This window comes from Amycolatopsis pittospori, assembly GCF_013870525.1.
Classification (GTDB): Bacteria; Actinomycetota; Actinomycetes; order Mycobacteriales; family Pseudonocardiaceae; genus Amycolatopsis; species Amycolatopsis pittospori.
On record NZ_JACBXD010000011.1, the window covers coordinates 1 to 26,778 of the forward strand.

General features: G+C 69.0%; 27 protein-coding genes. 16 read left to right on the forward strand and 11 right to left on the reverse strand.

The features are described from left to right. The 5 genes from H5J31_RS08405 to H5J31_RS08425 form a co-directional block, all read right to left on the reverse strand. Positions 1-439, reverse strand: a 439-nt coding sequence (locus H5J31_RS08405; protein ID WP_181771906.1) for an alcohol dehydrogenase catalytic domain-containing protein, incomplete at its 3' end; no start/stop codon positions are given. Positions 440-449: 10 nt separating this feature from the next. Then, a complete protein-coding gene (locus H5J31_RS08410; RefSeq protein ID WP_181772030.1) occupies positions 450-836 on the reverse strand; it encodes a transcriptional regulator in 387 nt (128 codons plus the stop codon). A 196-nt stretch (positions 837-1,032) separates the two neighbouring features. Continuing rightward, positions 1,033-1,716 carry a metal-dependent transcriptional regulator gene (locus tag H5J31_RS08415; protein WP_181771907.1) on the reverse strand — a complete coding sequence of 228 codons (684 nt, stop codon included), beginning with the start codon at positions 1,714-1,716 and terminating at the stop codon, positions 1,033-1,035. Positions 1,717-1,751: 35 nt separating this feature from the next. Continuing rightward, entirely contained in the window at positions 1,752-2,201 is a 450-nt protein-coding gene (locus H5J31_RS08420) for a GNAT family N-acetyltransferase (protein WP_181771908.1), read from the reverse strand. Positions 2,202-2,206: 5 nt separating this feature from the next. After that, positions 2,207-3,796 (reverse strand): amidohydrolase, encoded by a 1,590-nt coding sequence (locus H5J31_RS08425; protein ID WP_181771909.1) that lies wholly within the window; start codon positions 3,794-3,796, stop codon positions 2,207-2,209. Positions 3,797-3,843: 47 nt separating this feature from the next. On the opposite strand from H5J31_RS08425, the gene H5J31_RS08430 reads away from it, so the two are divergent. From H5J31_RS08430 to H5J31_RS08445, 4 genes are read left to right on the forward strand one after another with little or no spacing between them, the layout of a single operon-like run. Next, a complete protein-coding gene (locus tag H5J31_RS08430) occupies positions 3,844-4,596 on the forward strand; it encodes an enoyl-CoA hydratase/isomerase family protein (protein WP_181771910.1) in 753 nt (250 codons plus the stop codon). Next, complete coding sequence (locus H5J31_RS08435) at positions 4,593-6,137, forward strand: AMP-binding protein (RefSeq protein ID WP_181771911.1); 1,545 nt, start codon at positions 4,593-4,595, stop codon at positions 6,135-6,137. The genes H5J31_RS08430 and H5J31_RS08435 overlap by 4 nt, the downstream gene beginning before the upstream one ends. After that, positions 6,128-6,769 carry a TetR/AcrR family transcriptional regulator gene (locus H5J31_RS08440; protein ID WP_207897711.1) on the forward strand — a complete coding sequence of 214 codons (642 nt, stop codon included), beginning with the start codon at positions 6,128-6,130 and terminating at the stop codon, positions 6,767-6,769. Before H5J31_RS08435 ends, H5J31_RS08440 begins: the two co-directional genes overlap by 10 nt. Before the next feature lie 58 nt (positions 6,770-6,827). Continuing rightward, positions 6,828-7,154: a hypothetical protein gene (locus H5J31_RS08445; protein ID WP_181771912.1), complete on the forward strand. Its 327-nt coding sequence runs from the start codon at positions 6,828-6,830 to the stop codon at positions 7,152-7,154. Positions 7,155-7,249: 95 nt separating this feature from the next. Here H5J31_RS08445 and H5J31_RS08450 read toward each other — a convergent pair whose 3' ends face one another. After that, entirely contained in the window at positions 7,250-8,419 is a 1,170-nt protein-coding gene (locus tag H5J31_RS08450; protein WP_181771913.1) for an acyl-CoA dehydrogenase family protein, read from the reverse strand. Between the two features lie 126 nt (positions 8,420-8,545). Here H5J31_RS08450 and H5J31_RS08455 point away from each other — a divergent pair, with 126 nt between their 5' ends. Continuing rightward, a complete protein-coding gene (locus H5J31_RS08455; RefSeq protein ID WP_181771914.1) occupies positions 8,546-9,886 on the forward strand; it encodes a cation:dicarboxylate symporter family transporter in 1,341 nt (446 codons plus the stop codon). Next, a complete protein-coding gene (locus tag H5J31_RS08460) occupies positions 9,883-10,572 on the forward strand; it encodes a 4'-phosphopantetheinyl transferase family protein (protein WP_181771915.1) in 690 nt (229 codons plus the stop codon). The genes H5J31_RS08455 and H5J31_RS08460 overlap by 4 nt, the downstream gene beginning before the upstream one ends. 76 nt (positions 10,573-10,648) lie before the next feature. Here the strand turns inward: H5J31_RS08460 and H5J31_RS08465 are convergent, their stop codons facing one another. After that, positions 10,649-11,797: an isochorismate synthase gene (locus H5J31_RS08465; RefSeq protein ID WP_181771916.1), complete on the reverse strand. Its 1,149-nt coding sequence runs from the start codon at positions 11,795-11,797 to the stop codon at positions 10,649-10,651. 107 nt (positions 11,798-11,904) lie between these two features. Next, on the reverse strand, positions 11,905-12,216 hold the full coding sequence (gene mihF / locus H5J31_RS08470) for an integration host factor, actinobacterial type (RefSeq protein ID WP_005155963.1): 312 nt from the start codon (positions 12,214-12,216) through the stop codon (positions 11,905-11,907). Between the two features lie 451 nt (positions 12,217-12,667). Between mihF and H5J31_RS08475 the strand changes: the two genes are divergently transcribed. Together H5J31_RS08475 and H5J31_RS08480 are read left to right on the forward strand one after the other, a co-directional pair. After that, complete coding sequence (locus H5J31_RS08475) at positions 12,668-14,305, forward strand: long-chain fatty acid--CoA ligase (RefSeq protein ID WP_181771917.1); 1,638 nt, start codon at positions 12,668-12,670, stop codon at positions 14,303-14,305. Positions 14,306-14,405: 100 nt separating this feature from the next. Continuing rightward, positions 14,406-15,668 carry a sugar ABC transporter substrate-binding protein gene (locus H5J31_RS08480; RefSeq protein ID WP_181771918.1) on the forward strand — a complete coding sequence of 421 codons (1,263 nt, stop codon included), beginning with the start codon at positions 14,406-14,408 and terminating at the stop codon, positions 15,666-15,668. On the opposite strand, the gene H5J31_RS08485 is transcribed toward H5J31_RS08480, so the two are convergent. After that, on the reverse strand, positions 15,637-16,092 hold the full coding sequence (locus H5J31_RS08485; RefSeq protein WP_181771919.1) for a hypothetical protein: 456 nt from the start codon (positions 16,090-16,092) through the stop codon (positions 15,637-15,639). The genes H5J31_RS08480 and H5J31_RS08485 overlap by 32 nt on opposite strands. A gap of 59 nt (positions 16,093-16,151) precedes the next feature. Between H5J31_RS08485 and H5J31_RS08490 the strand changes: the two genes are divergently transcribed. Then, entirely contained in the window at positions 16,152-16,751 is a 600-nt protein-coding gene (locus tag H5J31_RS08490; RefSeq protein ID WP_181771920.1) for a TetR/AcrR family transcriptional regulator C-terminal domain-containing protein, read from the forward strand. Here the strand turns inward: H5J31_RS08490 and H5J31_RS08495 are convergent. Then, the gene (locus H5J31_RS08495; protein WP_181771921.1) at positions 16,748-17,179 is read right to left on the reverse strand and encodes a hypothetical protein; all 432 of its coding nucleotides are present in this window, start codon (positions 17,177-17,179) and stop codon (positions 16,748-16,750) included. The two genes, H5J31_RS08490 and H5J31_RS08495, sit on opposite strands and share 4 nt — an antisense overlap. A 175-nt stretch (positions 17,180-17,354) precedes the next feature. On the opposite strand from H5J31_RS08495, the gene H5J31_RS08500 reads away from it, so the two are divergent. The 5 genes from H5J31_RS08500 to H5J31_RS08520 all read left to right on the forward strand — a co-directional run bounded on the left by H5J31_RS08500 (position 17,355) and on the right by H5J31_RS08520 (position 22,883). Beyond that, on the forward strand, positions 17,355-19,076 hold the full coding sequence (locus tag H5J31_RS08500; RefSeq protein WP_181771922.1) for a TIGR03767 family metallophosphoesterase: 1,722 nt from the start codon (positions 17,355-17,357) through the stop codon (positions 19,074-19,076). Between the two features lie 244 nt (positions 19,077-19,320). After that, on the forward strand, positions 19,321-19,722 hold the full coding sequence (locus tag H5J31_RS08505; protein ID WP_181771923.1) for a PaaI family thioesterase: 402 nt from the start codon (positions 19,321-19,323) through the stop codon (positions 19,720-19,722). Between the two features lie 77 nt (positions 19,723-19,799). Further along, a complete protein-coding gene (locus H5J31_RS08510; RefSeq protein ID WP_181771924.1) occupies positions 19,800-21,065 on the forward strand; it encodes a C39 family peptidase in 1,266 nt (421 codons plus the stop codon). An 82-nt stretch (positions 21,066-21,147) separates the two neighbouring features. Further along, positions 21,148-22,242: an S-(hydroxymethyl)mycothiol dehydrogenase gene (locus H5J31_RS08515; RefSeq protein WP_181771925.1), complete on the forward strand. Its 1,095-nt coding sequence runs from the start codon at positions 21,148-21,150 to the stop codon at positions 22,240-22,242. Next, the gene (locus tag H5J31_RS08520; protein WP_181771926.1) at positions 22,236-22,883 is read left to right on the forward strand and encodes a gamma-glutamylcyclotransferase family protein; all 648 of its coding nucleotides are present in this window, start codon (positions 22,236-22,238) and stop codon (positions 22,881-22,883) included. Before H5J31_RS08515 ends, H5J31_RS08520 begins: the two co-directional genes overlap by 7 nt. Here H5J31_RS08520 and H5J31_RS08525 read toward each other — a convergent pair. Further along, complete coding sequence (locus tag H5J31_RS08525; RefSeq protein WP_181771927.1) at positions 22,861-24,480, reverse strand: FAD-binding oxidoreductase; 1,620 nt, start codon at positions 24,478-24,480, stop codon at positions 22,861-22,863. The two genes, H5J31_RS08520 and H5J31_RS08525, sit on opposite strands and share 23 nt — an antisense overlap. 97 nt (positions 24,481-24,577) lie before the next feature. On the opposite strand from H5J31_RS08525, the gene H5J31_RS08530 reads away from it, so the two are divergent. Continuing rightward, positions 24,578-25,141, forward strand: coding sequence for a TetR/AcrR family transcriptional regulator (locus H5J31_RS08530; RefSeq protein ID WP_181771928.1), 564 nt, complete (start codon positions 24,578-24,580; stop codon positions 25,139-25,141). Then, entirely contained in the window at positions 25,138-26,679 is a 1,542-nt protein-coding gene (locus tag H5J31_RS08535; protein WP_181771929.1) for a glycerol-3-phosphate dehydrogenase/oxidase, read from the forward strand. Before H5J31_RS08530 ends, H5J31_RS08535 begins: the two co-directional genes overlap by 4 nt. Positions 26,680-26,778 lie beyond the last annotated feature (99 nt).

Here is a 26,778-nt window from a genome sequence, read left to right on the forward strand (position 1 = left end):
CCAGCGCGGCCGCCTCCGCCGCGGACAGCGAGTCCGGCAGCGCGACGAGGTTGACCTCGGCGTTCTCGATGGCGACGTACTCCGCGAACGAGCCCCAGTGGGTCGCGCCCGGCTGGAACTCGCGGTCGCAGATCTGCTGGTCACCGGCGGCGCACCGCGCACAGGTGCCGCACGCGCAGACGAACGGGACGGTCACCCGGTCCCCCACCGACCAGCCGCGGACGCCCTCGCCGAGCGACGCGATCCGGCCGGCGAGTTCATGCCCGGCGACGTGCGGCAGCTTGACGGAGGTGTCGTGACCTTGCCAGGAATGCCAGTCGCTGCGGCACACCCCGGTCGCGTCGAGCGCGATCACCACCCCGCCGGGCGGTACCGAGGGGTCCGGTACCTCGCGCACCTCGGGCAGTACCCCGAACTCCTCGAAGACGACCGCCCGCACCGGCTCTCCTTCAGTTTCCCGTCTCGCGGCCCCGCTGCATCACCAGGCCCTCGCCGGGCACCGTACACCGGGCGGCTCGGCCACGCGGTGGTCCCAAAAGGCGCGACAGGGACTCCGACGGCACCCCGAGGATCTCTTCGAGGTTCTTGAGCACCAGCAGGGATTCCGGCCGTTCGGGGCGACAGCGCCCGGACTGCCAGTGGCTCAGCGTCGCGAGGCTGATCGAGCAGCCACGGCCGCGAAGCCGGTATCGGATCCTGTCGAGACCGAGCCCCCGCGCTCTGATCGCGGCTCTGAGGGCATCCGCGAACGGCCCGGTCTCCAGCAGCCGCCTGAGTTCACGTCCTTCCGCCACCCCCCGGTCGATGGTGTGTGTCCGCTGACCGGTCATTGTCATCGCCTTCGCACGCTCGCTAGCCACCCGGAAAAGCGCAGCCTAGGCGTGCGAACACATGATCGGAAGGGCCTTAGATCACCTAAACCCGTGGCATGTGGGTGATGTGCGAAGAGGCGAATTATGCAGGGACGTAGGGAAAATTCCCACCGCGAGTCCCGGCCGAAATGCGTCCACAGTGGACGGGAGCGACGAGGGGTCAGCGCAGCGCGACGGACAGCGCCTGCGCGATCTCCTTGCCGATGGCGTGCGTCGCCGCGTCCGGCGGCGAGCCGACCTTGACCACCATCGGGCCGCCGAACGGCTGGCGCTCGACGACCTCGATCCGCTCGCCGAGGTTGATGGCGTGCTCGGTGAGGTACCTCAGGAGCTCCGGGTCGGTGTCCCAGACCCGGACGATCTCGCCCACCGCGCCGGGCGGGAGGTCGTCGAGGATGCGCATCGGCATCTCCTCGACGCTGCCGTCGGGAGCCGGGATGGGGTCGCCGTGCGGGTCGCGCACCGGGTTGCCGAGCTTCGCCGCGATGCGCTCGACGAGCCTGTCCGACACCGCGTGTTCGAGCGCGTCGGCCTCGGCGTGCACCTCGTCCCAGGTGTAGCCGAGCTCGGACACCAGGTAGGTCTCGATGAGCCGGTGACGGCGGAGCACCGAGCGGGCGAGCTGCCTGCCTTCGGCGGTCAGTTCGATCCCGCGGTACGGAACGTGCGCGACCAGCCCGAGCTGGGAAAGCTTCGTGACCATGCCGGACGCGGACGACGGGCTGACCTCCAGCCGTCCGGCCAGCGACGTGTTGGTGACGGCCTCACCGCGCTCCACCAGCCCGTAGATCACCCGGACGTAGTCCTCAACGGACGACGACCTGCGGTTTGCCCCTTCACCCATGCCCGTGAGTTTACGGCTTGCCGGTCAGCTCCGGCTCATCCGCCGTGGGGCCGCCAGCGGTACCGGATCCAGCCCGGGACCTGCTCGGCGCCGAGCTGGGCGTAGAACGCCTCGCCCTTTGCGTTGCCTTCCTGCATGTCCCATTCGACCCGGCCCGGTGTGCGGGCGGCCAGCTCGTCGAGGAGCTCCCGTCCGAGGCCGAAGCGGCGGTGCTCCGGGCGCACGAAGAGGTCGTCGAGCCAGATCCCCGGGCGGGCCTCCCAGGTGGAGAAGTTCCAGCTGCAGAAGGCGAAGCCGGCGACCTCGCCCGGCTCGTCCGGCGGAGTGGCGAGGAGCACCCACGCCTTCGGATCCGGCCCGAAGAGGAACCCGGCCATCTCCTGGCGGTCCAGCTTCAGATCGTGTTTGTCCTCGTAGACCGCGTGCTCCTCGATGAGCGCGCAGATCTCCTCGATGTCTTCCGCGACAGCGTCCCGTACCGGCATGGGTCTCAGCTCCGTTCGTAGACGATGTCGCCGCCGACGGCGGTGGCGACGACGTGGATGGAATCCAAAGTGGACTCGTCGGTCGGGTCCGCCGAGAGTACGGCGAAGTCGGCGAGCTTCCCGGGTACCAGCGTGCCCAGGTCCTTCTCGGCGAAGGCGGCATACGCGGAGCCGTATGTGTATGCGCGCAAGGCTTCCGCCGGGGTGAGCCGCTCCTCGGGTCCGAGCACGACGCCGGACGAGGTCTTCCGCCGGACCATGTCCGCGAGCCCGAGCAGCGGCGCGCCGTCGACGACCGGTCGGTCCGAGCTGGCGGGCAGGACACAGCCGGCGTCGAGCAGGGTCTTGAGCCGGTAGCACCACGGCTCGCGTTCCGGGCCGAGCGCGGCGCGCATCCCGTCGCCGATCTCGTTGACGAACCTGCCCTGTGGCGACGCGATCAGCCCCAGCGACGCCAGCCGCTTCAGCTCCTCGGGCCGCAGCACCGCGCAGTGCTCGATGCGGTGCCGGTGATCCGGCCGCGGGTCTGCCTTCAGCGCCGCTTCGTAGGCGTCGAGGACGACGGTGATCGCACGGTCGCCGATGGCGTGCGTCGCGATCTGCCAGCCGGCTTTGTGCGCGGCGGCGATCGTCCGCGCGATCTCGTCCTCGGGCACCTGGAAGTAGCCGACGTTGTCCGGCTCCCCGGCGAACGGTTCGTGCATCGCGCAGGTCCGGCCGATGAGCGAGCCGTCGGCGAACAGCTTCATCGCGCCGATCCGCAGCCGGTCGTCACCGAAACCGGTGCGCATCCCCAGGTCGAGGCCGTAGCCGGCACCGGAGTCCAGGTCATGGAGCACACTCGCGGCGACCATCACCGTGCTCCGCACGCGCAGCACCCCGCGATCGCGCGCCAGCTGGTACGCGGCGAGTTCGGCGGGGGTCTCCCCCACGAGCCCTCCGCCGATCCCGGCTTCCTGGACGCTCGTGATCCCTTCGGAGAGGTACCGCGCGCTCGCCCGGTCCAGCCCGCGCGCGACGGTCTCCACCGGCGTCGGGTAGGTCAGCGGCCGCAGCAGCAACTGGGCCTGCTCCCGCAGTAACCCGGTCGGCGAGCCGTCCTCGTCGCGGACGACGTCGCCGCCCACGGGCACGCATCCGAGGTCGAGCTGCTCCAGGACCGCGGAGTTGACCACGGTCATATGTCCGGACGTGTGCTTCAGCCGCACCAGGAAGCCGGGCGCGGCGCGATCGAGGCCGTACCTCGTCGGATGCCCGCCTTCGAGCTTGTTCTGGTCGTAGCCGCTGCCGATGATCCAGCTGCCCGCCGGGAGGCCGGCCGCACGGGCCGCGACGGCGTCGTAAACCTCGTCCACGCTGCGGCAATCGGACAGCGGGACGTCGTCGAGCGCCATCCCGAACCACGCCATGTGGTTGTGGGCGTCGTGGAATCCGGGCACCACCACGGTGCCGCCCAAGTCGACACGACGCACTGCGGAAAGCGCTGCCGCGTCGGCGCCGATGGCGATAATTCGTCCGTTCAGCACCGCTAGAGCATCGGATTCCGCAACACCGGTGAGGAACCGGGCGTTCTCGTAGACCGTGTCGACCCGCATGGATCCGACCCTATCGATCGATCGATCGGTCGTCTAGGCTCGGCGTCATGAGCACCGTGGACTACGCACTCGACGACGGCATCTGCGTGATCTGGCTGAACCGCCCCGAACGGTTGAACGCGGTGGTCGCCGAACTGGTCGACGACCTGCTGGAAGCCCTCGACGCGGCCGCGCGCTCGGACGCGCGGGCCGTCGTCCTCGCCGGCCGGGGACGCGCCTTCTGCGCCGGGCACGACCTCAAGGAGCCCACCCCCGCCGGGGATACAGTCGATTCCCGAGCGCGACTCGACCGGCTACAGGACGTCACCCGCCGCCTGCGCGGGCTGCGCCAGCCCGTCATCGCCGCGGTCCACGGCTACGCGATCGGCGCGGGCGCCGAGTTCGCGATGGGCTGCGACCTGATCCTCGCCGCGGACGACGCGGTGTTCGCCTTCCCCGAGGTCTCCCTGGGCCTGAGCGTGACGGGTGCGGCGTCGCGGCTGCTGCCGCTGCTGGTCGGCCCGCTGAAGGCCAAGGAACTGCTGCTGCTCGGCGAACGGGTGAACGGCGCCAAGGCGCACGAGCTCGGACTGGTCAACGCCGTCGTCCCGGCCGACGACCTGATGGACACCGCGCTCGACTGGGCGGGCCGGATCGCCGCGCATCCGGCCGCCGCGGCCACGATGGCCAAACGGGCCCTCGATTCCGGCATCGACAGCTCACTCGACGCCGCGCTCGAACTCGAGGTCAGCCACGCGCTGATCACCGAGCACTCCGCCGCCGTCCTCGCGTCGTCCGAAGCCTTCCGGAGCCGCACATGACCTCACTCGCCGGGATCGACACCCTCGTCGGACTGACCACCCGCGCCGCCGGACTGTGGCCGGACAAGACGGCCTGGATCTTCGACGCCACCGGCGAACGCTTCACCTTCGCCGACGTCGACGCGCGTAGCACCGGCTTCGCCCGCGCGCTGCTGGATCTCGGCGTACAGCCCGGTGACCGGGTCGCGGTGATGCTGCGCAACCAGCCCGAGTTCCCGCTGCTGTGGTTGGCGCTGGCGAAGATCGGCGCGGTGCTCGTCCCGGTGAACACCGGATACCAGGAGTTCGACGGCGCCCACGTCCTGCGGCATTCCGGCGCCCGCTTCGCCGTCGCGGCCGAGGAATTCACCGGGCTGCTGACGAAGATCGCGCCGGAGACCTCGCTGGAACGGGTGCTCACGCCCGGCGAACTCACCGACCCCGGCGGCGACCAGGCCTTCGAAAGCGAGGGCGAGCGCCCGATCAACATCCAGTACACCTCGGGCACCACGGGCGCGCCCAAGGGCTGTGTGCTGCCGAACCGGTACTGGACGACCCTGGCGATCAGCCTGGCCACGGATTTCCCGATGGTCGGCGCGGACGACGTCATCCTGACCGCGCAACCGTTCCACTACATAGATCCACAGTGGAATGTCGCGCTGGGGCTCGCGGGCGGCGCGACCCTGGTGGTGCTCGACCGCTTCCACCCGTCGACGTTCTGGGAGAAGGTCCGCGAGCACGGCGTCACCTGGTTCTACTGCCTCGGCCTGATGCCCACGCTGCTGCTGCGCCTGCCGGAAAGCGAACTGGACAAGGCACACCAGGTCCGGGCGATCTGCGCGTCGGCCATCCCTCGCGACCTGCACGCCTCGCTCGAAGCACGCTGGGGCGCCCCTTGGTACGAGGCCTTCGGAATGACCGAAACCGGCGGCGACATCCGGATGTACCCGGCGGATCACGAGGAGACCGTCGGCACCGGCTGCCTCGGCAGGCCCGCGCCCACCCGCGAGGTGATGATCGCGGACGCGGACGGGAAACCCCTGCCGCGCGGGGAAACCGGTGAACTGCTGATCCGCGGGGTCGGGCTCATGCACGGCTACCACGACGACGAGGAAGCGACGGCGCGCGCGTTCGCCGGCGGCTGGTTCCACACCGGCGATCTGGCCACAATGGACGGCCAAGGCCGCGTGTACTACGTGGGCCGCACCAAGGACATGATCCGGCGCAGCGGCGAGAACATCTCCGCCGACGAGGTCGAGCGGGCGCTGCAGCTGCACCCGGCGGTCAAACTCGCCGCCGTCGTCGCGGTGCCGGACGACCTGCGCGGCGAAGAGGTCAAGGCGTACCTCGTCCTCGACGAAAACGAGGGCCACCAGTGCGAACCGGCCGAACTGGCGGAGTTCTGCGCGGCGAAACTGGCCTACTTCAAGGTTCCGCGGTTCTGGGCGTTTCCCGCCGAACTGCCGATGACTCCGTCGGAGCGGGTCGCCAAGGGCGAGCTCAAGAAGGTGGAGGACCCGCGCGCCGGATCCTGGGACAGGACGACCGAAGAATGGCTGTGAACACTCGTGAGCGGGTGCGTCAGGCGGCGGTGAAACTGTTCGCCACCAAGGGTTTCCATGGCACCGGCATCCGGGATCTGGCCCAGGAGGCGGAGCTGTCGTCCGCCAGCCTGTACCACTACATGGGCACCAAGGAGGATCTGCTGGTGGCCATCATGAACGAGTCGCTGCGACGCCTGCTCGACGCGGCCGAGCAGGCGACCGCCGGGCTCACCGATCCGGTGTCCCGGCTCGGATCACTGGTGGCACTGCATGTCCTGGCCCACGCCATCCAGCCGGACGACACCCGCGTGGTGGACAACGAGGTCCACGCGCTCTCCCCCGAAGCCAGGGCCGGGGTGGTCGGACTGCGCGACGCCTACGAACGCCTTTGGGCCGACGCCATCGAAGACGGTGTCCGGGCCGGCGTCTTCCACACCGATCAGCCGTCGGTCACCAGGCTCGCACTGGTGGAGATGTGCAGCGGGGTCGCGCGCTGGTATTCGCCGCGGGGGCCGCTCACCCTCGATCAACTGGCCTCGCACTACGCGGAACTGGCTCTGCGAGCGTTAGGCTGCACACGTCACCTGGACGTCACCGCGGTGCAAAACTGCCGTGAAGTGGTCTCGGGAGTGTGGCGAGTGCCCGTTTAGCGGCGACTTTAGGACGGTACGCCTTGCTCAGACGGCTTCTCTGGGGGACGCTCGAAGGGTGACTGAGCAAACGATCCAACTCGAACTGGACGACTCGGGTCTCTCGCCGGCGTTGCCGGTGCCTTCGAACCCCCGTGATCAGGTACAGGATGTCCCGTATCGTCCGGTGGGATTTCGCGACGACGACCTGCCCACGGCACTCGAACGGTGTGCCAAGTGGCTGCGTCAGGCCCAGGAGTGGCTCGGGGAGCCGGTCGATGTGCTGGCCGTCCATCTCGATTACGACGACCGCCAGGGTTCGCCGTATTACGACGTGAAGCTTCTCTGCAACGAGGAGGACCTGGCCGGGGTCCCGATCGCGATGCGGAACCAGAAGGAAGACTAGACGCGACGCAATGAACGGCCCGTTCCTTGCGAAATTTGCAAGGAACGGGCCGTTCATGGCATGTACCGGGGAGCTCGGGCGGCGTCGGCCCGGTGTCAGCCGAGAGTGCCGCCGACCTTGACGTGCCCCTTCAGCAGGTTCCGCGCGATGGTCCGGCGCTGGATCTCGTCGGTGCCCTCGTAGATGCGCAGCAGCCGCAGTTCGCGGTACCACCGCTCGACCGGCAGTTCCCGCGTGTAGCCCATTCCGCCGTGGATCTGCAGGACGCGGTCGACGATCTCGTTCGCCTTCACCCCGCCGTAGAGTTTCGCCATCGACTGCGCGTGCCGCGAGTCCATCTTCTGGTCGACCTGCCAGGCGGCGTGCAGCACCAGCCAGCGCAGCGCCTCCAGTTCGGTGCCGGAGTCCGCGATCATCCACTGGATCGCCTGGCGCTCGGCGATCTTCTGCCCGAACGTCTCCCGCGTGTTGGCGTGCTCGATGGCCATCGAGATGAGCCGCTCGCACGAACCGATCGCGCGGGCGGGCAGCAGGTAGCGGCCCGCGCCGATCCACTGCATGGCCAGGTCGAAACCGTGGCCGAGTTCGCCGAGGATCTGCGTCTCGGGCACGCGGACGTCCTCGAAGACCAGCGACGCCGGGCCCCATTCGCCCATGGTGTCGATGTATTCGGACTTCCAGCCCGCGTCGCGGTCGACGAGGAAGCAGGTGACGCCGCCGTTCGCGCCCTTCTCCGGGTCGGTGATCGCGAAGACCATCACGAAGTCGGCCTCGTTGCCGCCGGTGATGAAGGTCTTCTCGCCGTTGATGACCCACTCGTCGCCGTCCTTGCGGGCCGACGTCCGGATGGCCTTGGCGTCCGAGCCCGCGCCGGGTTCGGTGATCGCGAAGCAGGACTTGCGCTCGCCCGAGATCGTCGGGAGCAGGTAGCGCTCCTTCTGCTCGTCGTTGGCGTAGTACAGGATGTTGTCCGCGGCGCCGCCGAAGCGGAACGGCACGAACGTGCGGCCGAGTTCGGCCTCCAGCAGCGCGGTCATCACCGCGGACAGGCCCATGCCGCCGTACTCCTCGGGCGTCTGCACGCCCCAGAAACCGGACTCCTTGGCCTTCAGCTGCAGCTCGCGCAGCTCGTCGGCGGTGATCCCGGGCTGGCCGGCGCGTTCGCGGCGCAGCACCTCCTGCTCACGCGGCATCAGCTCGCGCTGGACGAACGTGCGGACCCAGTCGCGCACCTCGCGTTCCTCGACGCTCAGAGTGAAATCCATGGCGGGACCGTTCCTCCTCGGCATTACTAAGCGCTTGCTTAGCCCAAGCGTACCGCTTCGGTTGTCGTTCGCCGAGGAACTGTCATAAGTTTTCGCGACCTGTTCCCATGTCGTCGAAGGGCACCCATGGCCACCGAGACCTCCGCACCGAAGCGGGACCGGACCCATTACCTCTACATCGCCGTCATCGTGGCGGTGGCACTCGGCATCGCGGTCGGCATCCTGTTCCCCGCGCTCGGCAAGGAACTGAAGCCGCTCGGCACCGGCTTCGTGAACCTGATCAAGATGATGATCTCGCCGATCATCTTCTGCACGATCGTGCTCGGCGTGGGCTCGGTGGCGAAGGCCGCGAAGGTCGGCCGCGTCGGCGGGCTCGCGATCGGCTACTTCCTGGTGATGTCGACGGTCGCGCTGGTCATCGGCCTGGTCGTCGGCAACATCCTGCAGCCCGGCACCGGCCTGCACCTGACCCCGGAGATCGCCGAAAAGGGCCAGGACCAGATCGCCAAGAGCGAGAGCACGGTCGAGTTCCTGCTCGGCATCATCCCGAAGACGCTGGTCTCGGCGTTCACCGAAGGCGAGGTGCTGCAGACGCTGCTGGTCGCCCTGCTCGCCGGGTTCGCGCTGCAGAAACTGGGCACGAAGGGTGAGCCGATCCGCCGCGGCATCGAGCACATCCAGCGGCTGGTGTTCCGCATCCTGGCGATGATCATGTGGGCGGCCCCGATCGGCGCGTTCGGCGCCATCGCCGCCGTGGTCGGCGAGACCGGCTGGAAGGCGCTCCAGAGCCTGGCCGTGATCATGCTCGGCTTCTACATCACCTGCGCGCTGTTCGTGTTCGTGGTGCTCGGGCTGATCATCGGGCTGCTGGCCAGGGTCAACATCTTCAAGCTGCTGAAATACCTGGGCCGAGAGTTCCTGCTGATCCTGTCGACCTCGTCGTCGGAATCGGCGCTGCCGAGGCTGATCGCGAAGATGGAACACGCCGGGGTGTCGAAACCTGTCGTCGGCATCACCGTGCCGACCGGGTACTCGTTCAACCTCGACGGCACCGCGATCTACCTGACGATGGCGTCCATCTTCATCGCCGACGCGCTCGACAAACCGCTGACCATCGGTGAGCAGATCTCCTTGCTGGTGTTCATGATCATCGCGTCGAAGGGCGCGGCGGGCGTCACCGGCGCCGGACTCGCGACGCTGGCGGGCGGGCTGTCCTCGCACCGGCCGGAACTGGTGGACGGCGTCGGCTTCATCGTCGGCATCGACCGGTTCATGTCCGAGGCACGCGCGCTGACGAACTTCGCGGGCAACGCCGTCGCGACCGTTCTCATCGGCACCTGGACCAAGGAGATCGACCGCGAACAGCTGGACCGGACGCTCAACGGCGAATCGCCGTTCGACGAATCGACACTGCTCGACGAACACTCGAGTGATGCCAGTGCGGAATCGGGTAAGAAGGAGACGTGATCGAATGTGCGGTCCGCTGGTCCCCGCCCCTGCCCGCTGAACCCCGGTTCCTGGCCCTGCTCGACGACGTCGAACAGGGCCGGTACGACGGCTACCGTCAGGACATCGACAAACGCCGGTTCCTGACCGGCCGCGTGCTGGCCAAGACGGTCACCGCCGAACGGCTCGGCCTGGCCGTCGAGGACGTCGCCTTCGACGCGACCTGCGACGACTGCGGCAAACCGCACGGCCGTCCGCGGGTGCCCGGCGCGGCGCTGATGCTGTCGATCTCGCATTCCGGCGACCTCATCGGCGTCGCGGCCACCGCGGGGACCCCGGTCGGCCTCGACGTCGAGACGGCCACCAGGAAGGCCGACGACTCGCTCATCGAGTACGCGCTGAGCCCGGTCGAGCAGGCGGCGGTGTCCGGTCTGCTCGCCGAGCAGCGGGCGACGGCGTTCTTCACGTACTGGACGCGCAAGGAAGCCGTCATGAAGGCCACCGGGAAGGGCCTGAAGATCCCGCTGCAGAGCATCACGTTCTCCGGGCACGACGAGGCGGCGAGGCTGGTCTCGTCCGGCGACGCGGCCCTCGACCCGGCCCGGACGCGGCTCGTGGACCTGAAGGCGTCCGAGGGCTACCGGGCCGCCGTCGCGCTGCTCACTGCCGACGAGATCTCGGTGACCGAGGACTTCGCGACCCTCTGACCCCTCGCGTTTAGTCCTCTGGATGCGGTAGTTGCACACGCAAGGACCGCATCCAGAGGACTAAACGCGGGCGGGGCTAGATCTCCAGGCCCATGGCGGCGAGCAGGGTGCGGAACTTCGCCGAGGTCTCGTCGAGTTCGGTCCGCGGGTCCGAGGCGGGCACGATGCCTCCACCGGCGTAGAGCCGCATGGAGGTGTCGGCGATCTCCGCGCACCGGATCCCGACGGCCCATTCGCCGTCTCCGGCCGCGTCGACCCAGCCGACGGCGCCCGCGTAGTACGCGCGGTCGAACGGCTCCAGTTCCTGAACCAGTGAACGGGCGGCGCCGGTCGGTGTGCCGCAGACGGCGGGCGTCGGATGCAACGCGGCGGCGAGGTCCAGCGCGGTGACGTCCGGGTCGATCAGCTCGCCGGTGACGGTCGTCGAGAGATGCCAGATCGCCGGCGTCGAGACCAGTTCGGGGCCGCGGACGTCCAGCCTGCGGCAGAACGGCCGCAGGATCTCGACGACGGATTCGACCACCACCGCGTGTTCGACGTGGTCCTTTTCGGACGCCAGCAGCGCCTCACCATTCGCCTTGTCGATGGCCGGGTCCGCCGACCGGGGCATCGACCCGGCATGCGGCCGGGAGACGACGGAGCCGCCGGTGCGGGACAGCAGGAGCTCGGGGGTGGCGCCGACGAGCGTGCGGCCGCCGGGAAGCTGCGCGGCGTAGGTGGTGTGCCGGGGGTTCCCGTTCGCCAGGTTCCGGACGACGCGAGCGACCGGAACGGCCTCGGAGAAGTCGAGATCGAGTGCGCGGGCCAGGACGACCTTGCGCAGGTCACGCTCGTCCAGGGCGGCGACGGCCGCGCGGACGGCGGCCAGATGTGCCTCCGGTTCGGGCACAGGAGTGACCTTCACCGGCTGCGGGAGGGCGGTGCGAGGCGGGACGGCCGCGTGTTCGGCCGACGCCCGACGCACCGCGCGAGGCAGGACCAGATGCCCCGGCGTCGTCGTGCCCTCGCTGGTGTCGAAGGGCAGGACACCGACCGCGATCGGCGTGTCCGACGCGCTGAACAGCCCCGGGAGCGCCCGGGACAGCCGCGCCGGATCGGTGTCGGTCGCGGTCGCCGCGGCCCCGCTCGCGAGGAGCGCGTGCCGAGCCGTGGCCAGGAGGAAGTCGCCCCGCTCGTAGCGGGCGGCCAGGTCTGCCGGGGTCGCCGGTGCGGTACTGGTCGTCACCCCACCAGCGTCCCAGCCTTCGGCTGAGACCAGGGGAAAGTGTTGCCCGGGCAACAGCCTCTCAGGCAACACCTTCCCCCGGACAGCCCGTGACCTGGGCGGAAGCGTTACTTCAGCGCCTCGAGGAGGGCCTCGCGCTGCCGCTCGCCCAGGCCGGCGGCACGCCGGTCGGGGTCGATTCCGGCCTGCTCCAGCAGGGCGGCGACCTTGACCGCGCCCAGGCCGGGGACGGCCTTCAGCAGCTGCGTGACCTTCGTCTTGCCGATGGTCTTGTTCTCCTTGGCCTGCTTGAGCACCTTGTCGATGCTCTCCTTGCCGGACTTGATCGACGCAAGCAGCTCGGAGCGCGCCTTGCGAGCCTCAGCCGCCTTGGCGAGGGCATCGGCGCGCTGCTCCGGAGTCAACGTGGGCAGAGCCAACGTAGTAGTCCTTTCATCTCAGGTCTCCGCTTTCGCGGCCGACGGCCATTTACCCGTGCTTGCAGCCGCAAGCGCTGGCCAGCCGTCTCTGTACCACGGCCCCAGTAAACGCCACCCGTTCCGTGGCCGTGAAACCGACACGCACTTATTACCCCTCGACCACGCCATGGGCAACCCGCCCCAGCCTGCGGAAACACGCCATTCGGGCGGCGATTCGATGGCGTTCATCACCCTTATGAGCGATGCCGTCACTTCACAGTGTTAGTCATTTTTCGTTTGATGGCAGGAAAAGTACGAATTATTGACGATCTTGACCCGAACCGGCGAACACCCGTTAGCGCGACACTGTGACCGAACGGTTGCCTGCGACGTTACTGACCAGTTCACCCGACCCGGATTAGAGTCGGCCCAACCCCAGTTCACCGGAGAACGAGCACTACGGGAGTACACGATGTTGAGCACGATGCAGGACGGACAGCTGTCGCTGGGCAGGCTGCTCCGCCACGGCACCAAGGTGCACTCCAGCAGCGAGGTCATCACCTGGACCGGTTCAGAAGCCCGTCGCGAGACCTACGGCGAACTCGGCAAGCACGCCGCCCGGCTCGCCAACGCCCTCCGAAGCCTGGGGATCACCGGCGACCAGCGCGTCGGCACGTTCATGTGGAACAACGCCGAGCATATGGCCGCCTACCTGGCCATCCCCGCGATGGGCGCGGTGCTGCACACCCTGAACATCCGGCTGTTCCCCGAGCAGCTGGTCTTCGTCGCCAACCACGCCGAAGACCAGGTCGTCATCGTCGACGGCACGCTGGTCCCGCTGCTGGCCAAGCAGCTCCCCGAACTGAAGACCGTGCGCCACGTCATCGTGGCCAACGGAGACGCCTCCACCCTCCCGGCGCCCGACGGCGTCCAGGTGCACTCGTACAGCGAGCTGCTGGCGGGGCAGCCGGACACCTTCGACTGGCCCGAGGTGGACGAGCGCTCGGCCGCCGCGATGTGCTACACCTCGGGCACCACGGGTGACCCGAAGGGGGTCGCGTACTCCCACCGGTCGATCTGGCTGCACTCGATGCAGGTCACCATGACCGACAGCATGCGGCTGGCCCAGCACGACAAGGCCCTCGCGATCGTCCCGATGTTCCACGCGATGGCGTGGGGAATGCCGTACGCGGCGCTGATGGTCGGCGCGTCCCTGCTGATGCCGGACCGCTTCCTCCAGCCCGCCCCGATCGCGCAGATGCTCGACGCCGAGAAGCCGACCTTCGCCGGCGCCGTGCCGACGATCTGGCAGGGCCTGCTCTCGCACCTCGACGCGAACCCGCAGGACATCTCGCACCTTCGCGAGGTCGTGGTCGGCGGTTCGGCCGCGCCGCCGTCGCTGATGCACGCGTTCGAGGACCGCTACAACGTGCCGATCCTGCACGCCTGGGGCATGACCGAGACGTCGCCGCTGGGCAGCGTCGCGCGCCCTCCGGCGGACGCGACGGGCGAGAAGGCGTGGGACTACCGCTACACGCAGGGCCGGTTCCCCGCGTCCGTCAGCGCCCGGCTGATCGGCGACAACGGCGAGGAACTGCCGTGGGACAACGAAAGCGTCGGCGAACTCGAGGTGCAGGGCCCGTGGATCGCGGCGTCGTACTACAGCGGCACGTCCGGTGACGAGCCCGATCCGGAGAAGTTCCACGACGGCTGGCTGCGCACCGGCGACGTCGGCAAGATCAGCCCGGACGGCTACCTCACGCTGACCGACCGCGCGAAGGACGTCATCAAATCCGGCGGCGAGTGGATCTCGTCGGTGGACCTGGAGAACCAGGTGATGGCGCATCCCGCGGTGGCCGAGGCGGCCGTGGTCGGCATCCCCGACGAGAAGTGGGACGAGCGCCCGCTGGTCGCCGTCGTCGTCAAGGAAGGCCAGACCGTCACGGCCGAGGATCTGCGCGAGTTCCTGTCCGACAAGGTCGCGAAGTGGCAGCTTCCGGAGAATTGGACCTTTGTGGACGAAGTCCCCAAGACCAGCGTCGGCAAGTTCGACAAGAAGCGGCTGCGGGCGTTCCACGCCGAAGGCAAGCTCGACATCAGTCAGCTCTAACGGGTTAATCTCCCGCGCGCCTGCCCTTCCGTGAAGGCCATCTTGAGGGACGCTGTTCCCTGAAGATGGCCTTCACGACGTTCGGCGAAGGGTTTCGTTGGTGCGTAAGACAAGCAGGCGCGCGTTCCTCGCGCTGGCCGGTACGGCCGCGCTTTCGGCCTGCGGGTCCAACACCGTCCAATCAGGAAACCCGCCACCGTCGACGGCCTATTCCGCCGGGGTGACCCGGCCGAAACCGAAGCCGGTGGACCTCGCGCAGTGGTACCACCCGTATCCCGATGCGGGAGTCCAGGAAGCCGTCACGCGCTACGCGGCCGTATACCAGAAGTCCAAGGTCGCCGTGCAGTGGAATCCCGACGACTACGAAACGAAGCTCAACGCCGCTCTCCAGGCAGGCCCGGTTCCGGACGTCTTCGAAGGCCAGGTCACCGTCGACCGCGTCCGGCAGAACCTTCTCGTCCCGCTCGACGACGTCATCGGGCCCGTGCGCAACGACTTCACCAAATCGCTGCTCGCGGCGCAGACCGTCGATGGCAAGATCTACGGCATCCCGCAGTCGATCGACACCCAGGTTCTCTTCTACCGCAAGAGTTTCCTGCAGGAGGCGGGAGTGCAGCCGCCGCAGACGCTCGACGAACTCGTCGAGGCGGCGCGGAAACTCTCCAAGGACGGCGTCAAAGGACTGTTCGCCGGCAACGACGCCGGCGCGGCGACGCTCGCCGGACCGCTGCTGTGGGCCGCGGGACTCGACTACGTCAAGGACGGCAAATCGGTCGGCTTCGACGATCCGCGCGCGGCCACGGCGTTCGCGAAACTGCGTGACCTCAACGGTTCACTGCTGCTGGGCGCGTCCGGGGACTGGGCGGATCCGATCCCGTTCATCGACGGGGTCGCCGCCATGCAATGGACCTGGCTGTGGAATCTGCCGAAGATCCAGGAAGCCCTGAAGGACGACTTCGGCATCCTGGCCTTCCCGAGGCTCGACGGGGCGGGCGCGCCGTCGGTCCCGGTCAGCGGGTTGAGCGCGATGGTGCACTCCAAGAGCCTGAACGCCAACGCCGCCAAGGACTTCGTCAAGTGGCTGTGGCTGGAGCGCGTCGACTTCCAGCAGGAGTTCGCCACGAAGTTCGGTTTCCATCTGCCCGCCCGGCTGAGCGTGCTCGACCGGGTCGCCCCGGCGGCCGACGCGGCGAAACTGGTCCGGGAGAACGGCCGCGCCGCCGGTCCACTGTGGACACCGGCGGCGAACACCGCGCTCGTCGAGGCGGTGGGCCGGATCGCCCGTGACGGCGCCGACCCGGCCACCGAGACGAAGGCCGCCGTCGAAGCCGTCAAAGCGGAACTGGGTCGCCTGTCCGCGTGAGCCGGCGCGAGCGCACGTAGGCGACGATCAGGACGACCGAAAGGATCACGGCGCCGCCGTCGGTGACCAGCGACGGCAGCACCCCCGGCCAGCCGTGCGCCTCGATCGCGGCCCGGTGCACCTCGAACGGGACGACGAACACGCCGAACGACTGGCCGACGTTGAACGCGAGCACCGGCCAGAACAGCCGGCGCCGTCGGAACCACACGAGCAGGCCGAGCGCGTTGCCGACGATGAAGACGTTCCCCACCAGCCGCAACGCGCTGAGATAGGCGGGCGCGTCGCCGGTCGGCACACCCTTCAGCCGCATGCTCCGTTCGATCAGGTCCAGATCGATGATGACGAAGTTCTGCAGCACGGTCCCGATCACGAAAATGACCGAGCACAGCACCGTGACCAGGCGAATCTTGGGTGTCCAGCGCATCACTTCCCCCGTTCTCTATCAGTGATAGAGACAAATCTATCACTGATAGAGTCAGCCGGGTGGCACGCAAAGGCTCACTGGACCTCGCCAAGATCACCGAAGCGGCCGTCGCCCTGCTCGACGAGGCGGGTCTAGCCGAGCTGACCACCAGGCGCTTGGCGGCGAAGCTCGGCGTCAGCTCACCGACGCTCTACTGGCACGTGAAGGACAAGGCGGAACTGCTCGACCTCGTCGCCGAGGCGATCTGCGCCGACGCCTTCGAGATCGACCCGGACCTGCCATGGCGCGGCCAGCTCGCGAGCGGGCTCCGCCAGTTCAGGGCTTTGCTCCTGAGCCACCGGGACGCGGCCGCGCTACTGCGGGAACGGCCGCCGACCGGGCCGCACCGGCTGGGACATATCGAAACGACCGCGCGGATCCTGCTCGGCGCGGGCTTCTCCGAAGAGGACACGGCGGGGATTTCGCGGCTGCTCACCGCACACGTACTCGCGTCAGTGGAATCGCAGCCCGCGCGAAAGCCGGACGAAGGGTTCCTCGAACGTCTCGCGGCCTACCCGCACGTGAGCAGACTCGGCCCGGCGTTCGCGAAACAGAGCAGCGAAGACCTGTTCGAACTCGGCGTCGACGTGATCCTCGACGGACTGGCGGCCCGTCTCTAGTCCCCGGAAATGCCCCAGATCGCCAGCTCCACGGCGGTGTCACCGTCGTAGAGCAGCGCGCACCGCGCACTCCAGCGCGGCGGGTCGCACGGCAGCCTGTTCTCCTTGGCGAGTTCGTCGAAGGCCGCGACCGACGGCTCCTCGGTGCCGAAAGCCTCGACGAGTTCGCCGTCGGTCAAGGGCCGGATCGTGCCGAAGTCGTCCTCGCCCATGGCCCCGATGAAGTAGTGGACATCGAGCACGGAATGGGTACCGACCTCCTGGAAGGTCTCGGTCTCCTGCAGCTCTTCGAGGGTGTCCGGCGGCTCGGCTTCGTCGTCCTGCCAGAGATAGTCGTTCTCGGCGAAGACCCGGGCCTTCAACGTCGCCAGCGCCCCGTCCGGGTCGCCGTCGAACCGGCCCCGGACCGACCAATACGAAGCACCCACACCGACCGCCTCCTCGTTTCGGCGCCCACCCTAACCGCGGCCTCCGACAGTCCTTTCGCATTCGGCCGAACGTGACAAATTTTCGCATTACCCTTTTCCGGCGTTCACCCCACGGCTAACGTCGTCCGGCATCGTCCTTCCGCGACACCCACCCGCGACGACTAGGGGCACCGCCATGTCCGTCATCTCAAGGCGCACCTTCACCGCGGCAGGCGCCGCCGGCGTCGGCCTGCTGCTGTGCACCCCCACCGCCAACGCGCTCGACCGGGCCTTGGCACGCACCACGAGCCGCGCGGTGCGTACCGCGGGCACCACGCTGGAATCGGCCGCGGCTCCGCTGAAGAGCGGACCGGGCTACACCCGGCTGACCGCGGGCCCGGGCTGGCCGCTCGTGGTGCGGGGCGACCTCGCCGCACCGAAGTCCGGCCGCGATGACCGCCGCCGCGCGATGGCCTCGTTCGCGCAGTTCACCGACCTGCACTTCACCGACGCGGAGAGTCCGGCGCGGTTCGAGTACCTGCACCCCTTCATCGGTTCGGCGCACCGGCCGCAGGAAACGCTCGGCCCGGTCGCGACGACGGCGCTCGTGGAACGCGTGAACAGCCTGAAGGCGGGCCCCTTCACCGGACGGCCGATCGACTTCATGGTCACCACCGGCGACAACACCGACAACCACGAGCTGATCGAACTCGAGTGGTTCCTCAAGGTGCTCAACGGCGGCACGGTGAACCCGACTTCGGGCGACCCGAACGCGCACGAAGGCGTCCAGACGTCCGGGTCCTCGCACTACTGGAACCCGGACAAGGCACTCGACGACGACTACACGAAGAAGGGCTTCCCGCAGGTGCCCGGCCTGCTCGGGGCGGCGTCGAAAACGTTCACCTCGCCGGGTCTCGACGTCCCGTGGTTCTGCACCTTCGGCAACCACGACGACAGCATCGTCGGCACGCTGCCGGATCTGCCCGGGATGGACGCCTGGTACACCGGCCGCTTCAAGGTGATCGGCAAGGACGAGACGACGTCGAAGAAGCTGGCGAAGGCGATCAACGCCGGCTCCGGCGTGCCGATCACGGAGCTGTTCGGCGGTTCGGGCACGGTCCGCGAGATCACCCCGGACGCGCGACGGCGGCCGTTCAGCACCGCCGAGTTCGTCCAGCACCACCTCGACGCGGCCAACACCGGGCCGGGCCCCGTCGGACACGGGTTCAGCGGAAACAACGCCGACGGCCGGAACGTGTACTACACCTTCCGCATCGCGCCGGGCGTCGTCGGCATCAGCCTCGACACCACGACGATGGCCGGACTCGCGGACGGCTCGATCGGGCTCGGGCAGTTCACCTGGGTGGAGAACACGCTCAAGCGCGCCAGCTCGACGTACTACGACTTCTTCGGCCGCAAGGTGAAGCAGAACGTGACGGACGAGCTGTTCATCCTGTTCAGCCACCACACCAGCGGCACCATGGGCAACGTACTGCCGGATGTGCGCCATCCGCTGGAGCCGCGGCTCGACGGGAACACCTTCGTCTCGCTGCTGAACCGGTTCCCGAACGTGCTGGCGTGGGTCAACGGGCATACGCACCACAACAAGATCACCCCGCACGCGGGCAAGACGCCGCAGCAGGGCTTCTGGGAGATCAACACCGCGTCGCATATCGACTTCCCGCAGCACGCGCGGATCATCGAGGTCGCCGACAACGCCGACGGCACATTGTCGCTGTTCACGACCCTGATCGAGGCCGAGGCACCCTACGAGGCTTCGTACTCCGACACCTCGACGCAAGCGCTTGCGTCGCTGTACCGGGAGTTCTCGTACAACGACATCCACGCTTCGCTCACCGCCGTGGGCACGGCCCAGGACCAGAACACCGAACTCCTGCTGCCGAACCCCCTCGCCTGATCACGCGTGCCGTCCGTCTGATCACGCTTGCCGTCCCTCTGATCACGCTTGCCGTCCGTCTGATCACGCGCGTCGTCCGTCTGATCACGCGCGTCGTCCGTCGCCGCACGGCCGAGCGACGTGGCTGTCGCGCTTGGAGATGTAACTCGCGTGCTCAGAGGGCGAACTCGCGTGATCGGAGGGACGGCACGGTTACCTCGGGGGTAATCGACAAAGGGACGGGGAGCCGGGCACGCTCGGCGGCATGACGGACGAAGCGGGTACCGCGCTGTTCCACCGGACCATGCCGTTCACCGAACGGCTCGGCATCGAGGTGCTGGAGAACTCCGCCGACGTCGTGCGCGGCCGGCTCGCCTGGGACGAGACGCTGTGCACGCTCGGCGGCGCGATGCACGGCGGCGCGCTGATGGCGCTCGCCGACTCGACCGGCGCGGTCTGCGCGTTCCTCAACCTGCCCGAGGGCGGACAGGGCACGACGACCATCGAGTCGAAGACGAACTTCCTGCGCGCGGTCCGGTCGGGCCACGCGACGGCCACCGCGAAGCCGTTGCACACCGGCCGCAAGATCATCGTGGTGGAAACGGAAATCCACGACGACGACGGCCGGCTGGTCGCGAAAGTGACACAGACCCAGGCCGTCTTGTAGGGAACTATTTACATACCTCGCGCGACCGGCGAAAATCCCTTGCCTGGACTGGGCGGACTCTAGGGATGGAACTGCGGATGCGCATACGAGGGCTGGTCACGCTGCTGACGATCGCGACGATGACCGCAGTGACGGCACAGACGGCGGGGGCGAGCCCGGTGCGCCCGGACGACGACGAATCGATCGACTTCCACGAATGGTCCGGTCACCACGGTTTCCGTGACGGCAGACTGGAAGGTCTCGACCTCGACCACGGCGCCCTGCGCATCGGCCGCCCGATCGGCACGATCGAGCACACCGAGCCCGTCCTGGGCACCACGAAGACCTACGAGTACGGCCAGTGGACGTCGAGAAGCCACACGCAGGGCTTCGACGCCTCCCAGCTGGTCGCGTCGTGGAACGCGCGGACGCCCGCCAAGACCTGGCTCAAGATCGAGGCGAAGGGCCGGACGGCGACGGGCGCCGAGACCACCTGGTACGTGATGGGCCGGTGGGCCGGCGGCGACACCGACATCAAGCGCACCAGCGTCGACGGCCAGAGCGACGCCAACGCGGCGGTCGACGTCGACACGCTGGTCATGAAGGCGGGCGTCGCCCTGCGGTCGTACCAGCTGCGGGTCAGCCTGTATCGCGAAGCCGGTTCCCGCGCCACGCCGTCGGTGACCTCGGTCGGCGCGATGACGTCGCTGGTGCCGGACCGTTTCGAGGTCAAGGCGACCAAACCGGGCCGCGCCACCGGGATCGAGCTGAAGGTGCCCGCCTACGCCCAGAACCTCCACAAAGGACAGTTCCCCGAGTACGGCGGCGGCGGGGAGAACTGGTGCAGCCCGACGTCCACCGAAATGGTCGTCGAGTACTGGGGTAAACGGCCCAAGCGCGAGGACATGGCTTGGATCCCGGAGGGTTACGTCGATCCGACCGTCGCGTACGCCGCCCGCCACACGTTCGACTACGCCTACGACGGAACCGGCAACTGGCCGTTCAACACCGCCTACGCCGCTTCACTCGGACTGCGTGGGCACATCACCCGTTTGCACTCCTTGAACGAACTCGAAAACTACATCGCGCGCGGCATTCCGGTGATCACGTCGCAGTCGTTCAAGGCCGAGGAACTCGACGGCGCGGGCTACGGCACCGCCGGTCACATCATGGTCGTCGTCGGCTTCACGAAGGACGGCGACGTGATCGCCAACGACCCCGCCGCCAACAGCAACGACCGCGTCCGAAATGTCTACAAACGACACCAGTTCGAGACGATCTGGCAGCGCACCAAGCGGTACAACACCACCGGCGGGGTGTCCAGCGGTCCGGGCGGGGTGGCGTACATCATCACGCCGCACTGAACCGATACCGCACCCGAGCGGATGTCGCGATCCGAGTCGGTTCCATGGCAAGCTTTCCCCTGGAATCGACTCGGAGGTGGGCATGCCGTACGAGGTCCAGGGCGTCGTTTCACGCGCCAAGGGTGAACCGGTCTCGCTGGAGCCCGTGACGGTGCCCGATCCGGGCCCCGGCGAGGCCGTCGTCTCGGTCAAGGCCTGCGGCGTCTGCCATACCGATCTCCACTATCGGCAAGGTGGGATCAACGACGAGTTCCCGTTCCTGCTCGGCCACGAGGCCGCGGGATTCGTGGAGGCCGTCGGCGAGGGCGTCACGGATCTCGAACCGGGCGACTACGTGATCCTGAACTGGCGCGCGGTCTGCGGCACCTGCCGGGCCTGCCGCCGGGGCAAGCCCTGGTACTGCTTCTCGACGTTCAACGCCGCCCGGCCGATGACACTGGCCGACGGCACCGCCCTGTCCCCGGCACTCGGCGTCGGCGCCTTCCTCGAAAAGACGCTTGTCCACAGTGGACAGTGCACGAAGGTCGACCCCGCCGCCGAACCGGCCGTCGCCGGACTGCTCGGCTGCGGGGTGATGGCCGGTCTCGGCGCGGCGCTGAACACCGGTGCGGTGGGCCGCGGCGACTCGGTCGCGGTCATCGGCTGCGGCGGGGTCGGCGACGCGGCCATCGCCGGGGCGAACCTGGCCGGCGCGAAGACCATCGTCGCCATCGACACCGACGACCGGAAATTGGCCTGGGCCAAGGACTTCGGCGCGACGCACACACTGAACAGCAAGGGGCTGAGCGAAGACCAGGTCGTCGAGGCGATCCAGGAGTTCACCGACTCGTTCGGTGCCGACGTCGTGATCGATGCTGTCGGCAGGCCGGAAACCTGGCGGCAGGCGTTCTACGGCCGCGATCTCGCGGGCACGGTCGTCCTCGTCGGCGTCCCGACCCCGGACATGCGCCTGGACCTGCCGCTGATCGACTTCTTCTCGCGCGGCGGCTCGCTCAAATCGTCGTGGTACGGCGATTGCCTGCCCTCACGCGATTTCCCGATGCTGATCGACCTCTATCTGCAGGGCAGGCTCCCGCTCGACAAGTTCGTCACCGAGCGGATCGCGCTCGACGGCGTCGAGCAGGCCTTCGAGCGGATGCACCACGGGGACGTCCTGCGCAGCGTGGTGACGTGGTGAAGCTCTTCACCGACGCCGATTTCCCGGCCGACCCGTACCCGGGTGCTCGGCCCGGCCATTCGTTCGTCCACCTCGACGGCGCCGGGCACAGCCTGGACACCGCGCCGGAGGGCTGGCGCCAACGACAGGCCGTCCTCGCCTACGGGTCGAACGCCTGCCCGTCCAAGATCACCTGGCTGCGGGAGAACATGGGGCTGGAAGGCCCGGTCGTGGTCTGCCACGCGCGCTGCACCGATCTCGCCGCGGTCTGGGCGTCCGGACTGCGGTTCCGGGACGGGCAGCGGCCCGCGACGCTCGCCGCCGCGCCGGGTGTCGTCGAGGAGCACGCCGTCTGGTTCGCCACCCCCGGCCAGCTCGCCGTACTCGACCGGTGCGAGGGCAACGGGCAGCGCTACCGCCTGGTGCGGCTGACCGCGCCGGCCATCACCCTCGACGACGGCACCGTGCTCGACGACGTGGTGGCCTACGTCGGCGCCGCGGACATCCGCCTGCCGATCCTGGTCGACGGACGGCATATCCGCGTCGCCGACCTCGAACAGCGCCGGGCCGCGTCGCTGCAGGGGATCCCGGCCGAGACGCACGGCCTGGACTGCACGCTGGTCGACGCCGGGAGCCTGGTCAGAGAAGCTTCCCGGGATTGAGGATCCCGTCCGGGTCGACGGCCTTCTTCGCCGCGCGCAACACCTCGACGCCGATCTCACCGATCTCCGCCGCCAGATAGGGCGCGTGGTCGACGCCGACGGCGTGGTGGTGCGAGATGGTGCCGATACCGGTGATCGCCTCGGACGCCGCCGCCTTGGCGCGCCGCCACTGTCCGATCGGGTCGGCCTCGTCTCGCGGGGTGAGCACCGTGAAGTACAGCGACGCGCCCGTTTCGTAGGCGTGCGAGACGTGGCACATGATGATGGCCCGGCCGAGGGTGGCGGTGAGCGCGGCTCGCACGGCGTCCCGCAGGTCGCTCAGCTCGCCCCAGTACGCGGCCGTCTCCAGGGTTTCGACGCAGACCCCGTTGTCCATCAAGGCGTCCCGCTGCCTCGGCCCGGAGAACCGGCCGCGGCGCCAGGATTCGCCGAGGGTCCGTCCGATGCGGACGGCGCCGAACGGCTCCAGCACCCGCGTGGTGTCCTGACGCCGCCGCGCGACCTCGCGTTTCGTCGCGCCTTCCCAGCCGACGATGAGCAGGCAGGGCTTGGCGATCCCCCGCGCCTCGAGGTACCGGCGCAGTGCCTTGGTCTTCCAGCTGTCGTTGAGTGCCAGCGAAACCTCGGATTCGTCCACATCGGACAGCCGGGTGACGTCCGCGAGCACGTGCCGCTGGGCCAGTTCGCGCACCGCGGCGGTGCCGTTCTCCCAGCCGTCGAGCACGTAGCCCTCGTACCGGCGTACTTCCGGCACCGGGCGCACACGGAGGGCGACCTCGGTGATCACGCCGAGCGTGCCTTCGCTGCCGAGGGCGAGGTGCCGCAGGTCGGGTCCGGCGGCCGACGCCGGCGCGACGCCGAGCTTCCATTCCCCGCGCGGGGTCGCGAGCCGGACGCCCGAAACCATGTCCTCGAACCGGCCGTAGCCCGACGATGCCTGCCCGGCGGACCTGGTCGCGGCGAACCCGCCGATGGTGGCGCGTTCGTAGGACTGGGGCACGTGCCCGAGGGTGAACCCGTGCGCGGCGAGCAGCCGGTCGGCTTCCGGTCCGGTGACCCCCGCTCGCAGGACGGCGATGCGCGACACCGGGTCGACGGAGACCAGCTCGTCGAGCCTGGTGAGGTCGAGCGCGATCACCGCGGTCTTGTCCCCGCGCAGCGCCGAAACGCCACCGACCACCGACGTCCCGCCGCCGAACGGCACCACTCCGACGTCGTGCCGCGCGCAGATCTCCAGAACCGACTGGACCTCGTCAGGATTCCCCGGCAGGACGACCGCGTCCGGCACCGGGAAATCACCGACCCCCCTTCGCCGCAGCAGGTCCAGATAGGACAAACCGCTCGCCCGGGCGAGCCTTTCCCCCGGTGCCACCAGGACGTGCCCGGCGCCCACGACGTCCTCGATGTCTCGTTTCGACTGTTCGGCCAGCGCCGATTCGGGAACGGACAGGGCCGAATCCGGCGCTAACGGCGCCACCGGGGCCAACGGGCCGATACGCTGGACGAGCCACCGCAACGCCTTCGGCGGCAAGTGCGCCGCGTCACCGGCTTCAGCCGTCCAGGATCGTCTTAACCGGTGGTCAATAGGCTCCGTCACGACTACAGTGTTACATATGGACGTAAAACGTCACTCACCTGCGGAAACAGGCGCTTCGGCACTGGCGGACACCCGATCCCGCCAGGCCTCCACGCGCGTGTCCGACGACGTTCTGCTCGACGCGGCGAAGAAGTGCGTTCTCGCCGTCGGCGTGAGGCGGACCACGCTCGCGGAGATAGCCCGGACCGCGAAGGTCAGCCGGATGACCGTCTACCGGCGGTTCCCGGACGTGCGCAGTGTGCTCGCGACCCTCATGACCCGCGAGTTCGGCGGCCTGCTCCAGGGCGCCGCCGAACCGGGCGACGAACCGGCCACCCACCGCGAGCGGCTCGTGAAGGCCTCCGCCGCTGCGGTCTCCGCGCTGTCGAACGACCCGCTGTTCCGCACGCTGCTGGACCTCGACCCCGAACTCGTCCTGCCCTACATCGTCGAACGGCTCGGCAAGACCCAGCGCTTCGCCGAGGGTGTGATCCTGCACCTGCTGAAGGGCGGCCACGAGGACGGCTCGATCCGCGAGGGCGACCTGCCCGCGCAGGCGCGCACCCTGCTGCTGCTGATCCAGTCCTTCGCGTTCTCCCTGCGTCCCGCCACCGCGGATGTGAACGAAGAACACCTGATGGCGGAGTTCACCCACGTACTCGACGCGGCGTTGCGCCCGTGACGCCGGGCTCGCTCAACGCCCTGCGCCGTGAGCGGGAGCTCGCGGCACTGGCCGGTGGTGAGCGGGTCGATCTGGCGGTGGTCGGTGGCGGCGTCACCGGCGCGGGGATCGCGCTGGACGCGGCCGCGCGCGGGCTCTCGGTGGCCCTGATCGAGGCTTACGACCTGGCGTACGGGACCTCGCGCTGGTCGAGCAAGCTGGTCCACGGCGGACTCCGCTACCTCGCCAAGGGCGATCTGGCGCTGGCGCACGAGAGCGCCGTCGAACGCGGGATCCTGATGACGCGTACGGCGCCGCATCTCACCCGCGCGATCCCCCAGCTGTTCCCCATGTACCGCCGGACCTCCCGCGGCCAGCAGGCCTTCATCATGACCGGGCTGGTGGCGGGTGACGGTCTCCGTCGCGCCGCCGGCACTCCCGCGTCCGTGCTGCCCCGGCCGCGGTCGATCCCGGTCGCGGAGGCGCTCGCGCTCGCCCCCGGCCTGACCCCACAAGGCCTGCGCGGCGCACTGCTGGCCTACGACGGCGCGCTGACCGACGACGCCCGGCTCGTGGTGAGCCTGGCGCGCACGGCGGCGGCGCGCGGCGCGAAGATCCTCACCAGGGTCGAAGCGCTGCGGCTCGACGCGGGTGCCGTGCTCGCGCGCGACCGCCTGACCGGGCGGGAAGTGGAGATCCAGGCCGCGCAGGTGATCAACGCGACCGGCGTCTGGGCGGGCGAACTGGCGGAATCCGTACGACTGCGGCCGTCCCGCGGCTCCCATCTCGTCCTCGCTTCCGGGGCCGCGCAGATCGGCGCGACGTCGGTCAACGTGCCCGTCCCCGGTGAGAACAACCGGTTCGTCTTCCTGCTGCCGCAACCGGACGGCCGCGTGTTCGTCGGCGTCACCGACGAACCGACCGACGGCCCGGTCCCGCGCGTGCCGACGGTGCCGGAGTCCGATGTGGACTTCCTGCTCGAAGTGGCGTCGACGGCGTTCACCCGCCCGCTGACCCGCGCCGACGTCGCCGGTTCGTACGCCGGGCTGCGACCCCTGGTCGAGGGTGACGGCGGGCGCAGCGCGGATCTCTCCCGCAAACACGCGGTGGTGACCGGCGGGAACGGCGTGCTCACCATCGTCGGCGGCAAGCTGACGACGTACCGGAAGATGGCCGAGGACGCCGTCGACGCGGCGCTGAAGCAGTCCGGCCTGAATGCCGGCCCCTCGACGACGTCGCGGCTTCCCTTACTGGGCGCGGCACCCCGCGTTCGCTTGTCCACTGTGGACGCACCCGCCCGGCTCGTCGCGAAGTACGGCACCGAGGCACCCAGGATCGCCGCACTCGGCGAGGTCGACCCGGAACTGGGCCTGCCGCTGTTCGGCGGGACCGAGATCAGCGCGGCCGAGGTCGTCTGGGCCGTCCGGCACGAGGGCGCCCTCGACGTCGAGGACGTCCTGGAGCGCCGCACCCGCCTGAGCCTGGTCGCCCCCGAGGCCGAGGCCGCCCGCCCCCGCGTCCAGGAACTCGTCGACAAGTCGCTCGCCGGCCTCTCCTGACCCCTCGCCCGCGTTTAGTCCTCTGGATGCGGTAGTTCGTGTTGCCAACTACCGCACCCAGAGGACTAAACGCGACGTAACGCGTCATCGAGTTGACGA

Excerpts from the sequence above, each read along its gene's own strand:
- H5J31_RS08410 (WP_181772030.1), bottom strand. The coding sequence starts at position 836 with ATGACAATGACCGGTCAGCGGACACACACCATCGACCGGGGGGTGGCG.
- H5J31_RS08415 (WP_181771907.1), bottom strand. The coding sequence starts at position 1,716 with ATGGGTGAAGGGGCAAACCGCAGGTCGTCGTCCGTTGAGGACTACGTC.
- H5J31_RS08420 (WP_181771908.1), bottom strand. The coding sequence starts at position 2,201 with ATGCCGGTACGGGACGCTGTCGCGGAAGACATCGAGGAGATCTGCGCG.
- H5J31_RS08425 (WP_181771909.1), bottom strand. The coding sequence starts at position 3,796 with ATGCGGGTCGACACGGTCTACGAGAACGCCCGGTTCCTCACCGGTGTT.
- H5J31_RS08430 (WP_181771910.1), top strand. The coding sequence starts at position 3,844 with ATGAGCACCGTGGACTACGCACTCGACGACGGCATCTGCGTGATCTGG.
- H5J31_RS08435 (WP_181771911.1), top strand. The coding sequence starts at position 4,593 with ATGACCTCACTCGCCGGGATCGACACCCTCGTCGGACTGACCACCCGC.
- H5J31_RS08440 (WP_207897711.1), top strand. The coding sequence starts at position 6,128 with ATGGCTGTGAACACTCGTGAGCGGGTGCGTCAGGCGGCGGTGAAACTG.
- H5J31_RS08450 (WP_181771913.1), bottom strand. The coding sequence starts at position 8,419 with ATGGATTTCACTCTGAGCGTCGAGGAACGCGAGGTGCGCGACTGGGTC.
- H5J31_RS08455 (WP_181771914.1), top strand. The coding sequence starts at position 8,546 with ATGGCCACCGAGACCTCCGCACCGAAGCGGGACCGGACCCATTACCTC.
- H5J31_RS08475 (WP_181771917.1), top strand. The coding sequence starts at position 12,668 with ATGTTGAGCACGATGCAGGACGGACAGCTGTCGCTGGGCAGGCTGCTC.
- H5J31_RS08485 (WP_181771919.1), bottom strand. The coding sequence starts at position 16,092 with ATGCGCTGGACACCCAAGATTCGCCTGGTCACGGTGCTGTGCTCGGTC.
- H5J31_RS08500 (WP_181771922.1), top strand. The coding sequence starts at position 17,355 with ATGTCCGTCATCTCAAGGCGCACCTTCACCGCGGCAGGCGCCGCCGGC.
- H5J31_RS08505 (WP_181771923.1), top strand. The coding sequence starts at position 19,321 with ATGACGGACGAAGCGGGTACCGCGCTGTTCCACCGGACCATGCCGTTC.
- H5J31_RS08510 (WP_181771924.1), top strand. The coding sequence starts at position 19,800 with ATGCGCATACGAGGGCTGGTCACGCTGCTGACGATCGCGACGATGACC.
- H5J31_RS08515 (WP_181771925.1), top strand. The coding sequence starts at position 21,148 with ATGCCGTACGAGGTCCAGGGCGTCGTTTCACGCGCCAAGGGTGAACCG.